This is a genomic window from Xanthomonas sp. 3307 (genome assembly GCF_014199735.1).
Classification (GTDB): Bacteria; Pseudomonadota; Gammaproteobacteria; order Xanthomonadales; family Xanthomonadaceae; genus Xanthomonas_A; species Xanthomonas_A rydalmerensis.
The window spans coordinates 935,882-950,008 of the sequence record NZ_JACHOG010000001.1; the positions used below are offsets into that span (position 1 = coordinate 935,882).

6 protein-coding genes are annotated in these 14,127 nt (G+C 69.5%); all 6 read right to left on the reverse strand.

The features are described 5' to 3' along the window. Positions 1 to 342: 342 nt before the first annotated feature. On the reverse strand, positions 343 to 5,232 hold the full coding sequence (locus GGR64_RS03960) for an alpha-2-macroglobulin (protein WP_184644309.1): 4,890 nt from the start codon (positions 5,230 to 5,232) through the stop codon (positions 343 to 345). Between the two features lie 561 nt (positions 5,233 to 5,793). Next, the gene (locus tag GGR64_RS03965) at positions 5,794 to 6,813 is read right to left on the reverse strand and encodes a nucleoside hydrolase (RefSeq protein WP_184644053.1); all 1,020 of its coding nucleotides are present in this window, start codon (positions 6,811 to 6,813) and stop codon (positions 5,794 to 5,796) included. 69 nt (positions 6,814 to 6,882) lie between these two features. After that, the gene (locus GGR64_RS03970) at positions 6,883 to 9,102 is read right to left on the reverse strand and encodes a TonB-dependent receptor (protein ID WP_184644055.1); all 2,220 of its coding nucleotides are present in this window, start codon (positions 9,100 to 9,102) and stop codon (positions 6,883 to 6,885) included. A 407-nt stretch (positions 9,103 to 9,509) separates the two neighbouring features. Next, positions 9,510 to 10,703 carry a 2-methylaconitate cis-trans isomerase PrpF gene (gene prpF / locus GGR64_RS03975; RefSeq protein WP_184644057.1) on the reverse strand — a complete coding sequence of 398 codons (1,194 nt, stop codon included), beginning with the start codon at positions 10,701 to 10,703 and terminating at the stop codon, positions 9,510 to 9,512. Between the two features lie 37 nt (positions 10,704 to 10,740). Further along, positions 10,741 to 11,244, reverse strand: coding sequence for an SRPBCC family protein (locus tag GGR64_RS03980; protein WP_160966283.1), 504 nt, complete (start codon positions 11,242 to 11,244; stop codon positions 10,741 to 10,743). A gap of 30 nt (positions 11,245 to 11,274) precedes the next feature. Then, on the reverse strand, positions 11,275 to 13,890 hold the full coding sequence (gene acnD, locus GGR64_RS03985) for a Fe/S-dependent 2-methylisocitrate dehydratase AcnD (RefSeq protein ID WP_184448207.1): 2,616 nt from the start codon (positions 13,888 to 13,890) through the stop codon (positions 11,275 to 11,277). Between the last annotated feature and the right edge of the window lie 237 nt (positions 13,891 to 14,127).

The following is a 14,127-nucleotide window of genomic DNA, read 5'->3' on the forward strand; positions in this document are numbered from 1 at the left end:
GCGGCTGCAGCGCGATCGGTGCGGCGCTCATGGTAGCCGTCCCTTCCGGCTGACATCTCTGGCCGGCGTACCCTCACCCCCAGCCCCTCTCCCGGGGGGAGAGGGGAGTTTGGCGCGGCGTCGCTGTTGGGCATCCTGGCGATCGTACCCTCACCCCAGCCCCTCTCCCGCAGGGAGAGGGGAGTTTGGTGCGGCGTCGCTGTTGGGCATCCTGGCGGTCGTACCCTCACCCCAGCCCCTCTCCCGGGGGGAGAGGGGAGTTTGGTGCGGCGTCGCTGTTGGGCGTCCTGGCGGTCGTACCCTCACCCCCGGCCCCTCTCCCGCAGGGAGAGGGGCGTTGGATCAAGGCTGCACGACGTTGATCGTGCCGGGGTTGCTGCGCCCCACGCCGCGCAGGTCGGGACGGTACATGTCCTCGACCAGCGATGGCGGCACCGTGTAGGTGCCCGGGGTCACCGCGCGCACCAGGTAGAACACCTGCGCCTTGCTGCCCGCCGACAGGCTCAACGCAGCCACGTAGCGGTCGTCGCGGAACTCCTCGTGCTTGACGTCGGCGGCGTTGGAACGGTCGCTGATCTCGATGCCGTCCACCACCACGTCGGCCCACTGCTTGGCGTCGCCCAGGTTGAAGTTCTCGATCTCCAGGCCGGCCGGTAGTAGATCGGTCAGCAGCGCGTCGGGCATGCTGGTGTCGGAGGTGATGGTGACCCGCACGATCAGCGCCTCGCCCTCCTTCAGCGGCTGCGGCGTCCACGGCTTGCCGTCGGTGCCGTAGAAGCTGCGCTCCACCTTCAGCGTGCTGTCGTCGGCCGCCGGCGGCGTGCGCGGCACGCCGGCGATTTCCAGGCTGGCGTACAGCGGCGGCTGGCCCTGCGGCACGAAGTGCACGCCGCGCGCCAGCTCGGCCTCGTCGAACTGACGGCCGAAGGCCTTGGCCGGGGCGATCGTTTCGCTGCTGTCGCCGACATTCAACTGCCCGGAGACCTGCGCCGTCTGGCTGTTGAGCAAGGCCTTGCCCATGCGCGCCAGCGCCACCTGCTCCTGCGTGCTCAGCCACAGCCAGCCGCCACGGCGGCGCGCGTCGATCTCGCGCCCCAGCGCCATCACCCGCGCGTCGTACTCGGGCTTGGCCAGGCCACGCTCGTGCAGCAGCGCGATCATCAGCGCATCGTCGCGGACCACGCTGCCGTAGTCGCCGAAGTAGCGCGGCCGGTCGGCGCTGTCCTTGGCGAAACCGGCGGCGATCGCCGCCTCGCCGCGCTTCTTGTCGCCCTGCAGCGACAGTGCCACGCCCAGGTGCACCAGCGACAGGCCGGTCAGCGCCTTGCTGCGGTCGTTGTCGTACAGCGCGCGCAGCGTGCCCAGCGGCGCACGGTTGACCCGCGCCAGCACGTAGCCGGACCAGGCCTGGTTGGCGAACTTCAGGTTCTCGCGGCGGTCCTGGCCGTAGAAGTTGTTGCCCCCGGACAGCAGGTCCTCGCTGAGCCGGTTCAACGCCTTCTGCAGCACGTTGTCGGGCACCGCGAAGCCGGCGTCCTTGGCGTCGAGCAGGAACTCGGCGATGTACGGGGTCAGCCCCGGATTGACGTAGCCGTCGTCGCCCCACATCGAGAAGTGGCCGCTGGAGACCTGCATCGAGGCCAGCCGTCCGAACGCGCCTTCCATGCGCGCGCGGCGCGTGGCCGCATCCAGGCCCTTGACCCCGAGCAGGCGCGCGGTGGCGTCGTCGAGCAGCAGCGCGGCGTAGCCCTTGCTGGTGGTCTGCTCGGCGCAGCCGTAGGGGTACTGCAGCGCGCCCTGCAGGGCACTGGCGAACGGGATCGGCGGCAAGGCGCTGACCAGCATGCGCGCGTTGACCGAGCCGGCCATCAGGCCTTCGGCATCGCTGGCGCCCAGGGTCACCGGCGCCAACGGGTCGAGCACGCGGGTCTGCGTGCGCAGCACCGACGGCCACGCCGCACGCACCGGCAGGTCGTAGCGGCGGTCGGCGGCAAAACCATTGCCTTCCACGCGCACCCGCACCTTGGCCACCGTATAGCCCTCCTGCGCCACCAGCGGGAAGCTCAGGGTGGCCTTGCCGTCCTTGCCCAGCTTGGCGCTGCGCGCGTTGTCGGCGATCGCCAGCGGACCTTCGCCATCCACCCGCACCTTGAACTCGCCCGGTTGGCCGGTGAAGTTCTGCACGTCCAGGGTCACCGTGCTGCGGTCGCCCGGCGCCATCACCCGCGGCATGCTGGCCTCGGCCACGATCGGCGCGCGCACCAGCGTCTCCACGTCGCGGTTGCCGTAGCGCTCGTCCGAATAGACCAGCGCCGACACGCGCAGGGTGCCGTTGAAGTCCGGTACCGGCAGTTGCACGCGGGCGTTGCCCTTGGCGTCGAGCTGCACCGGGCCGGAGAACAGGTCCACGGTCTGCACGCGCGCGGTCGGGCGCTTGGCCTGCGGCAACGCCGCCAGCGCCATGTCGCCGCCGAAGCGCAGCTTGCCGGTGCCGCCCTCGAAGCTCTCGATGACCCGGCCATAGATGTCGTAGGCATCCACGCCCAGGCGCCGCTGCGCGAAGAACTGCGCGTTGGCGTCCGGCACCGGGAAGCGGGTGATGTTGAGGATGCCCACGTCCACCGCGGAGATGGTCACGTGCGCCTGCTTGCCGGCCAGTTCCGGCACGCTCACCGTCACCGGCAGCGGCTGCTCCGGGCGCATCTGCTTGGGCGCGACCAGGCCGACCGCCACGCGCCGGGCCTTGCGGTCCATCGGCACGTAGGCCACGCCAACCGCGCGCGCCGGGGTGATCTTGCTCGGCGCCGAGCCGCCGCGGAACACCAGTGCGGTGACATAGACGTCGTGGCGCTCCCAGTCCTTGGTCACCGGGATCTCGAAACTGCTGCCCGGCTTCACGTCGATGTCCTGCACGTACAGCATGCGGTCGCTCTCGACCATCAGCAGGCCGGGGCCGGCGTGCGGCGGGGTCAGGGTGACCTTGAGCGTGTCGCCCGCCTTGTAGCCGGTCTTGTCCAGCGCCAGCTTGACCTTGTCCGGACGCGCATCGAGGCCGCGGTTCTCGTCGTTCCAGCTCCAGCCGGCATGGAACGGATAGCGCGTGGTCAGGCCGGTGGCCGGGTCGAACACGTCCACCCGGTACTCGCCCCACTCCACCGGGAAATCGAACTTGGCGGCGCTGGCACCGGCATCGACGGTGAGCGTCTGCTTGTTCTCGAAGCGGCGGGTGAAATCGTAGTCCCAGCGGTTGTCGGTGAACGCCCAGTGGTAGTCGCGCAACTCGCGCACCAGGGTCACCTTCAGGCCCTTGGCCGGCTGCGGCTTGCCCTGCGCATCCACCCGCATCAGTTCGAAGCGCGCGTTGGCGTTGGCGTCGGCGCCGTCCTTGTCGTCGAACAGCGGGCGTACGCCGACCAGCGCCGGCGCCGGCCACAGCACGCGCTTGAGGGTGCGGGTGACGGTGCGGCCGCCGGTCTCGTACACGCTGGCCGAGACCAGCGCGGCGATGGTGCTGGTCGGCTTGGCCTCGTCGGGCAGCGCAAGGTCCTCGCTGAGCTTGCCGTCGGCGCCGAACTCGGTATCGACCACATCCTTGGCTTCGCGCGGCAACTGCAGGGTCGGGTCGCCGAAGAAGTAGCCCGGCAACGCCTCCACCGGATGCTGCTCGACCGCCACCGCCAGCTTGGCGGTGAAGCGGTTGCCCGCGGCCGGCGCGCCGTACAGGTAGGCGGCGGTGGCCTGCAGCTTGAACGGCTCGCCCGGCTTGAGCGTCTTCTGCGCGCTGTCCAGGTCCAGCTTCATGCGCTCGGGCAGGAATTCCTCGATGCGCAGGGTCATGCCCTGCACCGCTTCCTTGCTGGTCGGGTCGGTGCGGAACTCCACCTGCCAGCGTCCGGTCGGGGCGTCGGCGGGGATCAGTTGCTCGAAGCTGAAATAGCCCTGGTCGCCCGGCTGCAGTCGGGTCTCGCGGAAGATCTTGCCGTCGGGCTGCTTCAGCCGCAGGAACACCGGCTGCGCGCCCTTGCCGGTGGTCGGCACCGGCTTGCCGTCGTTGTCGCGCAGCAGCGCCGACACCCGCACGGTCTCGCCGGGGCGGTACAGGTCGCGGCCGGACCAGGCGAACACATCGAACCAGGCGTTCTCGCGCCCGGCCACCGCGAACTCGCTCAGGTCCAGCGCCGGCTGGTTGAACGGCAGCATCGACAGGTCGGTGCCGCTGCGCGCCACCAGCACCTGGCCGGCGTCGAGCGTGTAGTTCAACAGCGCGTTGCCGTTGTCGTCGGTCTGGCCCTTCAGGAACAGCTCGCCGTCGGCGTTGAGCACGCGCAACTCCACCTTCTTCAACGGCTCGCCGCTCTGCAGCGAGGCGGTGTGGACGAACAGCTTGTCCCTGTAGGCGCGCGCATGCAGGCCGATGTCGCTGACCGTGAAGAAGGCGGTGTCGTACTCGTTGTCGAACTTGCCGGGGCGGCGCAGCACCGCGAAGTACAGGCCCGGCGCCTGCAGTTCCTTGATCTCCTGGATCGGCAGGTAGGTCAGCGCGCGCTCGTTCTTGTCACCGCCAAGCACGAAGCGGTTGGTATAGACCGAATCGGCCAGTTGCGAGATCGGGGTGTGGTCGCCGTAGTCGCTGTCCAGCTCCCAGGTGCCGCGGCGGCCGCCGCGCTGGTACTGGGCGAAGAACGCCGGCAGCGCGCTGTCCTTGACCCGCATGAACTCCACGTCCACTTCCGGCACGTTGAGCGAGACCACCGGCAGGCCGCGGCTCTCGCGCGCCGGCAGCACACTGCCCTGCGAGGCGAAGCCGACGGCCGGCGTCAACTCGCCGGTATAGACCTTCTGCTTGAGCGGCTTGCCCAGGCGGCTGCCGTCGGCCGCCAGCAGGTCGGCCGAGATCACCACCGTGTAATCCTTGGCCGCCTCCACGTAGGGGTAGCGCAGGGTCTTGCCGTCGTCGGACAGCGACCAGGCGCTCTCGTCGGTGCCGACCTTCTCCTCGAAGCGCAGCAGCTTGTCGAAATCCTGGGTGCCGACCAGCGGCCGCGAGAACTCCAGCGCCAGCGACAGCCCGTCGCCCTTCTGGTCCGGATAGGCGCGGACCAGGCCGAAGCCCTTCATCGCTTCCTTCTGCCCCTTCACCGGCTCGCCGCTGGCCTCGGGCAACTGCCCGGATTCGTTGCGCTTGCAGCCACCCAGCGCAAGCGCCAGACCCAGCAACAAGAAAGTCCCCATCAACCCTGCGCGCAGGCCCGCCCAGCGCCGCTTCGAATCCGTGTGCATGCGTTCGCTCCGTGAATGTGGCGCGAGTATAAAGCGCCGGCGCGACGGCTGGAGGGGCGAAGGTGCACCATCCATCGGCGTGTGCGCGGCAAGCTACCGTCGGCGCGGAAACACGCCCGGCAACCATGCCGACGATCCCCGTGGAGCCCCCGTAGGAGCGGCTTCAGCCGCGACAGGCATTCCCGGGAAAGCCCGTCGCGGCTGAAGCCGCTCCTACCCCCTGAATGAGTACCCGTGCGCCCTCGCCTCGAGGTCATGTGGGAGGGACGTCGGTCCCGACGCGACGGCAATGGATGGGCCGATAGCTCCACTCGTCGGGACTGAAGTCCCTCCCACAAGGGAGCCAATCCGGTGGCCCTGCCGACAGCACTCACGGCGCGAGCCTCATGTGGGGGGACTTCAGTCCCGACTGCAGAGCAACGGATCGGCCGGTGGCTCCGCTTGTCGCGACGACACGTCGCATAGGAGCGATGGCCTCATGGCGAAGCCACCACTACGCACCTAGATGTCGGCTCAGCGCAGCAGCCGCTGCATGTACAGCGCGATCAGCCGCGGCCGGTCCAGTGCCAGGCACACCTGGGCATTGGCCGCAGCGCCCGGCGCGCCCGCCGCCGGCGCTTCGCGGGTGTAGCCCTTGTCGTCGACCACGATGCGCAGCGGCACGGTGGGGCACAGGCTGGGGTCGAGCAACTGCGCCACCGGCACCACGTCGAACAGGGTCGGGGTGGCGCTGGCCCAGGGCTGGTCGGTGTCGCGCCACTGATAGTAGAGCTGTGCCAGCGCGTCGGTCAGCGGCTCGCCATGGGCGAACAGCGCCACCCGTTCCGGCTCCTCCAAGGTCACTTGGGTGGCATCCAGCGGCAGCATCACGATCGGCACGCCGGCGGCGAACACGCGCTGCGCGGCGGCGATGTCGGCCGCGATGTTGTACTCGGCCGCCGGCGGATTGGGCGGGCGGTAGCGCGACTTGCCGTAGCCCACACGCACCGAGCCGCCCATCAGCACCACCTGCTTGAGCTGGGCGAAGCCGGCCGGGTCGCGCTGCTGCGCGCGCGCCGCGTCGGTCAGCGGGCCGAGCACCAGCAGGGTGACCTCGCCGGGATGGCGCCGCGCCTGCGCCAGGATGAAAGCGGCCGCGTCCGGCGCCGCCGCAGGCAGGCGGCCCTTCGCCGCCCAGCGCGCCTGGCTGAAGGGAATGCTGCTGGTGGTGCGCTGGCCGATCGCCAGCGGGATGTCGCTGCGGCCGGCCTGCTGCAGCAGCCGTTGCAGCAATTGCGCGCGCAGGCCGGTGTCGCCCCAGGCCGAGGCGATGCCCAGCACCTGCAGCTCCGGGCTGCGCAACAGCAGCGCCAGCGCGAACGCATCGTCGATGTCGTCGCCGATGTCGGTGGAGACGATCACTTTCTGCACGGGCGTAGCGGATGCGCCTGCGTCCTGCGGCGGCGCGACGGCCGCGGGGCGCACCGCCCCTGCGGCAGCCGCGGACGCGGTGGCCAGCAGCGCCAATGCCCCCCATCGGATCAGATTGCGCATGCGCCTCTCCCAAAAAAGAACCGCCGGCATGATAGCCGGCGGTCGGTCTTGCAACGGCGAGGCCGCGGATCAGAAGTTGGCGCGGAACTGCGCGCCGACGATGCGCGGATCGTTGATGAAGCCGGTGAGGTTGTTGAAGTCGATCGCACCGGTGGCGCGGATCTGGTTGGTGCAGTTGCGGCAGAACACCGAGACCTCGTATGCACCGGCGCCCCAGTTGTAGCCGATCTTGGCACCGCCCTCGAGCAGCGGCTGACCGACGAACTCGCGCGAGTCGTACAGGAAGAAGTTGATCTCGCTGCGGTAGGACCAGTCGGTGAAGAAGAAGAACTCGGCGTCGTCGCCGACCGGGATGCCGTAACGCAGGGTCGCGTTGCCCATCCACTTGGCCGCCTGCGGCAGCACGTTGCCGTCGATCAGCGCGCGACCGGAGGCATTGATCGGATCGGTCACGGTGCAGGTACGACACACGCCCACCGACAGGGTCGGGTCCTCGATGCGGGTCCAGTTGTAGGCACCGCCCAGGGTCACGCGCAGGTTCTGGGTCAGCAGCGCTTCGAAGTCGAATTCGGCACCGCGCGCCTTGGAGGTATCGGCGTTGAGCAGGCGCACGTCGTTGGAAGCGCCGCCGACCGCGGTCAGCTGCTGGTTCTTCACCCGGAAGTCGTAGACGTCGAAGCTCAACCGCGCGCGCTTGTCGAACAGGTCGGACTTGATGCCGACCTCGAACGAGTCCACGGTCTCCGGTGCGGCCACGGTCAGCGGTGCGGTGGCCGACGGCACGCCGAAGCTGGCGCCGCGGAAGCCGCGGGCGGCGCGCGCATAGACGTTGACGTTGTCGTTGATCGTGTAGGTGGCGCTGAGATCGCCGGTGACCTTGGAGTTGTCGGTGCTGCCGCTGGAGGGCTGCTGCAGGGTCACGCGGTCCAGCGCGAGCACGTCGAAGATCTTCTTGTCGTAGGTGTAGCGGATGCCGGCGCGCAGGTTCAGGCGCTCGGTGGCCGCGTAGTTCAGCGAGCCGAACGCCGCCCACGAGGTGTTGCGCTGGCGGGTCAGCTGGTAGCTGGACAGGGTGCCGCCGGCCAGGGTGTTGTAGGTGTAGTTCTCGCCCTCCACCGAATCGTGGAAGTAGTACAGACCGGCCTGCCAGTTCAGCGGACCGGCGTATTGCGACTCGGCGCGCAGCTCCTGCGAATACTGGTCCAGGTTCTTGATGCCGCCGGCGGTCTCCACCGGGAACGGGATCACCCCGGGGCCGGACGGCGGCGCGAACACCGCACCGTAGCCGCCGTCGATGTCGCCGCGGCTGTAGTACTTGCCGATGCCCTCGTAGCCGGTGATCGAGTGCAGCACGATGTCGCCCAGGTCCCAGGTCAGGTTGGCGCTGCCGCCGTAGGTCTGCAGTTCCTGGGTGTTCTTGCCGTCGATGGACACCTTGTCCGGGTCGAAGCCGGCGACCAGCTGGTTGGTGCCCGGCTGGAAGATGTTGGCGCGGAACAGCCGCGCGGTGCCGTCGAGGTGGCGCGCGTGCGCGTTGAACAGCGCGCTGAAGTCCTCGCCCGGCTGGAACAGCACCTGCAGGCGCACTGCCGAGTCCATGTAGCCTTCGAACGAGCGGTTGTCGACGGTGTTGTCGACCCAGTCGCCGCGGCGCTGGCCCAGCGCCGACAGGCGCGCGGCCCACTTGTCGCCCATGGCCACGCTCAGGCCGGTTTCCATGGTCATGGTGCCGTAGGTGCCGTAGGACAGGCTGGCGTAGCCGTCGTTGGCGCCGATGGTCGGCTTGACCGAGTTGAACTTGACCACGCCGGCGGGGGTGTTGCGGCCGAACAGCGTGCCCTGCGGACCGCGCAGCACTTCCAGGCTCTGCAGGTCGAAGATCGGGAAGCCCTTCAGGAACGCGTTCTCGGCGACCACGTCGTCATAGATCAGCGACACCGGCTGCGAGGCGTAGGTGTTGAAGTCGGTGTTGCCGTAGCCGCGGATGTAGAAGCGCGGGAACACACGGCCGTTGGACGACTCGACGTTGAGGCTGGGCGCCTTGCCCGCAAGCACGCGCACGTCCGAGCCGCTGGTGGCGATGGCGTCCAGGTACTCCGGGCGCAGCACGCTGGCCGACACCGGCACGTCCTTGGAGTCCTCGGCGCGGCGCTCGGCGGTGACCTTGATCGTGTCCAGACGGGCGACCCCGTCGGTGCTGTCCGCCTGCTGGGCGGCGGCGGGGAACGAAAGCGCGGAAACGACGGCAACGGCAAGCGCACTGGCGCGCAGCGACCAACTGGCAGACATGGGAACTCCGGGATGGGTGGGCGTAATCGGGAGCGCGCCGAGTCCTTGCCGCGCCGCAGCATAATTAACACAAAATATACAACCTGCGGCGGCCGGCGTCACCTGGGGAGGCCGGGATTTGGGATTGGGGAGTTGGGATTGGCAACAGCGGGCCTCGCGCCGGAGCTGGGCCTGACGGCCCGGGCCGACCTCCCTCCCCGGATTGCGGTAGTCGCCTTTCGTCGCGTCGGGACTGAAGTCCCTCCCACAGGGCTGCCCTCCCCTGTGGACGTATCAGGCTGGCGAGGTGCCCCACCTGTACCCACCTGTAGGAGCGGCTTCAGCCGCGACGAGCGAAGCGGCAACTTCTCCGGCCTCCGAGACGCTCGGGGCCGCACTCGCTGCCACCGGCTCAGCCGGCCGGCGCCTCAACCAGCCGCTGTCTCCGGCACCCGCACCCAGCCTTCCATCAGCACGCGCGCGCTGCGGCTCATCAAGGCCTTGGTGACGGTCCACTGGCCGTCCGCCTGGCGCGCTTCGGCGCCGACCCGCAAGGTGCCCGAGGGGTGGCCGAAGCGCACCGCGGTGCGTTCGCCGCCGCCGGCGGCGCGGTTGACCAGGGTGCCGGGGATCGCCGCGGCGGTGCCGATCGCCACCGCCGCGGTGCCCATCATCGCGTGGTGCAGCTTGCCCATCGACATCGCCCGCACCAGCAGGTCGATGTCGGCGGCCGCCACCGGCTTGCCGCTGGAGGCGATGTAGTCGGCCGGCGGCGCGACGAAGGCGACCTTGGGCGTGTGCTGGCGCGTCACCGCGTCGTCCAGCGTGGCGATCAGGCCCATGCGCAGCGCGCCGTACGCGCGGATGGTTTCGAAGCGCTGCAGCGCCTGCGCATCGCCGTTGATCGCGTCCTGCAGCTCGGTACCGCGGTAACCCAGCGCCTGCGCCTCGAGGAAGATGGTGGGGATGCCGGCATTGATCAGGGTCGCCTGGAAGCTGCCGACGCCCGGCACCTCCAGCGTGTCGACCAGGTTGCCGGTGGGGAACATGGCGCCGCCGGCGCCGTCCTCGTCGGCGGCCGGGTCGAGGAATTCCAGCACGATCTCCGCCGCCGGGAAGGTCACCCCGTCCAGCTCGAAGTCGCCGGTCTCCTGCACCGCGCCGTCGGTCATCGGCACCTGCGCGACGATGGTCTTGCCGATGTTGGCCTGCCAGATCCGCACCGTGGCGACGCCGTCGCGCGGAATCCGCGCCGGATCGACCAGCCCGGCGGCGATCGCGAACGGCCCCACGGCGGCCGACAGATTGCCGCAGTTGCCGCTCCAGTCCACGAATGCGCGCTCGATCGCGACCTGGCCGAACAGGTAGTCCACGTCGTGGCCGGGACGCGTGCTCGGCGCCACGATCACGGTCTTGCTGGTGCTGGAGGTGGCCCCGCCCATGCCGTCGATCTGCTTGGCGTAGGGATCGGGACTGCCGATCACCCGCTGCAGCAGCGCATCGCGCGCCGGGCCCGGCGTCTGCGCCGCCGCGGGCAGGTCCTGCAGGCGGAAGAACACGCCCTTGGAGGTGCCCCCGCGCATGTAGGTGGCGGGGATGCGGAGTTGCGGAGCGTGGGCCATGGCGGTTCCGAGTATGCGGACGAAAGAATGGGACGGATCAGGGCGAATCGGGAATCTCGGGCTCGACCAGCTGCGTCAGCAGGCTCAGCGACTCCTGCCAGCCGAGATGGCAGAACTCCACCGGGATCTGCGGCGGGATGCCCTCCTGCAGTATCTCCAGCGCGGTGCCGCAGGCCACCGGACGCAGCCGCACGGTCACGATCATCTCGCCGGGCAGGTCCGGGTTGTCGAAGCGGTCGGTATGGCGGATCAATTGGCCGGGCACCAATTCCAGGTAGGTGCCGCCGAAGGCGCTGCTGGTGCCGGTACCGAGGTTGGTGAAACTCATCCGGTAGCTGCCGCCCACGCGCGCGTCCAGCGCATGCACGGTGGCGACGAAGCCGTGCGGCGGCAGCCATTTGACCAGCGCCGCCGGTTCCAGGAAGGCGCGGTAGATGCGCTCGGCCGGCGCGCGCAACACGCGATGCAAGTGGACGGTACCGGTGGTGGCAGCGGACGTGCTCATGGCGGTCTCCTTGGCGGTGGCGGGCGCGGCCAGCATGGCACGCGCCCCATGACAGCGGCAGTCGGCTCAGGCGCTGCGGGCGTCCTCCAGGAAGTCCTGGGCGAAGCGCTGCAGCACGCCGCCGGCCTCGTAGATGGACACCTCCTCGTTGCTGTCCAGGCGGCACAGCACCGGCACGTCCGCGACGTCGCCGTTGCGGCGCACGATGCGCAGCGTCAGCGTGGCGCCCGGGGTGCGCGTGCCGACCACGTCGAAGGTCTCGCTGCCGTCGATGCCCAGGGTGGTGCGCGTGGTGCCGGGCAGGAACTGCAGCGGCAGCACGCCCATGCCGATCAGGTTGGTGCGGTGGATGCGCTCGAAGCCCTCGGCGACGATGGCCTCGACCCCGGCCAGGCGCACGCCCTTGGCCGCCCAGTCGCGCGAGGACCCCTGGCCGTAGTCGGCGCCGGCGATCACGATCAGCGGCTGCTTGCGCGCCATGTAGGTCTCGATCGCCTCCCACATGCGCAGCACCTGCCCGTCCGGCTCCAGCCGTGTCAGCGAGCCTTGCTGCACCTTGCCGTCGACCACCGCCATTTCGTTGATGAGCTTCGGGTTGGCGAAGGTGGCGCGCTGCGCGGTGAGGTGGTCGCCGCGATGGGTGGCGTAGGAATTGAAGTCCTCCTCCGGCACGCCCATGTGCGCCAGGTATTCGCCGGCGGCGCTGTCGGCCAGGATCGCGTTGGACGGCGACAGGTGATCGGTGGTGATGTTGTCGCCGAGCACCGCCAGCGCGCGCATGCCGCGCAGCGTGCGTTCGCCTGCCAACGCGCCTTCCCAGTACGGCGGGCGGCGGATGTAGGTGCTGCGCGGGCGCCAGTCGTACAGCGGCGCCACCGGCGCGCCCTGCTCCACGCGCACGTTGAACATCGGCGCATAGACGCGGCGGAACTGCTCCGGCTTCACCGCCGCCCGCACCGCCGCATCGATCTCGGCGTCGCTGGGCCAGATGTCCTTCAGCCGCACCTCGCGCCCGTCGGCATCGGTGCCCAGCACGTCCTTCTCGATATCGAAGCGCACCGTGCCGGCGATGGCGTAGGCGATCACCAGCGGCGGCGAGGCCAGGAACGCCTGCTTGGCGTAGGGATGGATGCGGCCGTCGAAGTTGCGGTTGCCCGACAGCACCGCGGTGGCGTACAGGTCGCGCTCCACGATCTCCTGCTGGATGCGCGGATCCAGCGCGCCGCTCATGCCGTTGCAGGTGGTGCAGGCGAAGGCGACGATGCCGAAACCCAGCGCCTCCAGGTCCGGCAGCAGGCCGGCCTCTTCCAGGTACAGCTGCACCGCCTTGGATCCGGGTGCCAGCGAAGTCTTCACCCACGGCTTGCGACCCAGGCCGCGTGCGCGCGCATTGCGCGCCAGCAGGCCGGCGGCGATGACGTTGCGCGGGTTGGAGGTGTTGGTGCAACTGGTGATGGCGGCGATGATCACCGCACCGTCGGGCATGCGCCCCTGTGCCTGCTCGGCCTGGCCGGCGGCGAGCTTGGCGGCATCGGCGATGCCGCGCGCGGCCAGCTCGGTGGTCGCCACGCGCTTGTGCGGGTTGCTGGGGCCGGCCATGTTGCGCACCACCTGCGACAGGTCGAAGCGCAGCACGCGCTCGTACTGCGCGGTGGCCAGCGCATCGGCCCACAGCCCGGTGGTGCGCGCGTACTGCTCCACCAGCGCCACCTGCGCTTCCTCGCGCCCGGTCAGGCGCAGATAGTCCAGGGTCTGCTGGTCGATGTAGAACATCGCCGCGGTGGCGCCATATTCCGGGCACATGTTGGAGATGGTGGCGCGGTCGCCGATGGTCAGCGCCGCGGCGCCTTCGCCGAAGAATTCCAGATACGCGCCGACCACGCGCTCCTGGCGCAGGAACTCGGTCAGCGCCAGCACCACGTCGGTGGCGGTGATGCCGGGTTGCGGCCGGCCGCTCAGTTCGACGCCGACGATGTCCGGCAGGCGCATCCACGAGGCGCGGCCGAGCATCACGCTCTCCGCTTCCAGCCCGCCCACGCCGATCGCGATCACGCCCAGCGCGTCCACGTGCGGGGTATGGCTGTCGGTGCCCACGCAGGTATCGGGGAAGGCGACGCCGTCGTGCACGTAGATCACCGGCGACATCTTCTCCAGATTGATCTGGTGCATGATGCCGTTGCCCGGCGGGATCACGTCCACGTTGCGGAACGCGCGCTTGCTCCAGTCGATGAAGTGGAAGCGGTCCTCGTTGCGACGATCCTCGATCGCGCGGTTCTTGGCGAAGGCCTGCGGATCGTCGCCGCCGCACTCCACCGCCAGCGAGTGGTCGACGATCAGTTGCACCGGCACCACCGGATTGACCTTGGCCGGGTCGCCGCCCTGCTCGGCGATGGCATCGCGCAGCCCGGCCAGGTCCACCAGCGCGGTCTGGCCGAGGATGTCGTGGCACACCACCCGCGCCGGAAACCACGGGAAATCCAGGTCGCGGCGGCGCTCGATCAGCTGCAGCAGGGCGTCGTGCAGCAGGTCCGGATCGCAGCGACGCACCAGGTTCTCGGCGAACACGCGCGAGACGTAAGGCAGGCCGGCATAGGCGCCTGGACTGATCGCATCGACTGCGGCCTGCGCGTCGAAGTAGTCCAGCGAGGTACCCGGAAGGGATTTACGGTAGTGGCTGTTCATGGCTGGCTACAGTAGAAAAAAGCGAAGACAGGACTCCTTCTCCCACCGGGAGAAGGTGCCCCGAAGGGGCGGATGAGGGTACGGGCGAAGCCTGGTGCAATCCGATTTCTCATGAGGGCGGATGAGGGTACGGGCGAAGCCTGGTGCAATCCGATTTCTCATGAGGGGCGGATGAGGGTACGGGCGCTATGGAGGTGCCTGGAGGAAAGGACTTCCATCGCAGACGTCCCTGGCCGC

Coding starts and splice junctions, on each gene's coding strand:
- GGR64_RS03960 (WP_184644309.1), bottom strand. CDS start 5,232: ATGGGGACTTTCTTGTTGCTGGGTCTGGCGCTTGCGCTGGGTGGCTGC.
- GGR64_RS03965 (WP_184644053.1), bottom strand. CDS start 6,813: ATGCGCAATCTGATCCGATGGGGGGCATTGGCGCTGCTGGCCACCGCG.
- GGR64_RS03970 (WP_184644055.1), bottom strand. CDS start 9,102: ATGTCTGCCAGTTGGTCGCTGCGCGCCAGTGCGCTTGCCGTTGCCGTC.
- prpF (WP_184644057.1), bottom strand. CDS start 10,703: ATGGCCCACGCTCCGCAACTCCGCATCCCCGCCACCTACATGCGCGGG.
- GGR64_RS03980 (WP_160966283.1), bottom strand. CDS start 11,244: ATGCTGGCCGCGCCCGCCACCGCCAAGGAGACCGCCATGAGCACGTCC.
- acnD (WP_184448207.1), bottom strand. CDS start 13,890: ATGAACAGCCACTACCGTAAATCCCTTCCGGGTACCTCGCTGGACTAC.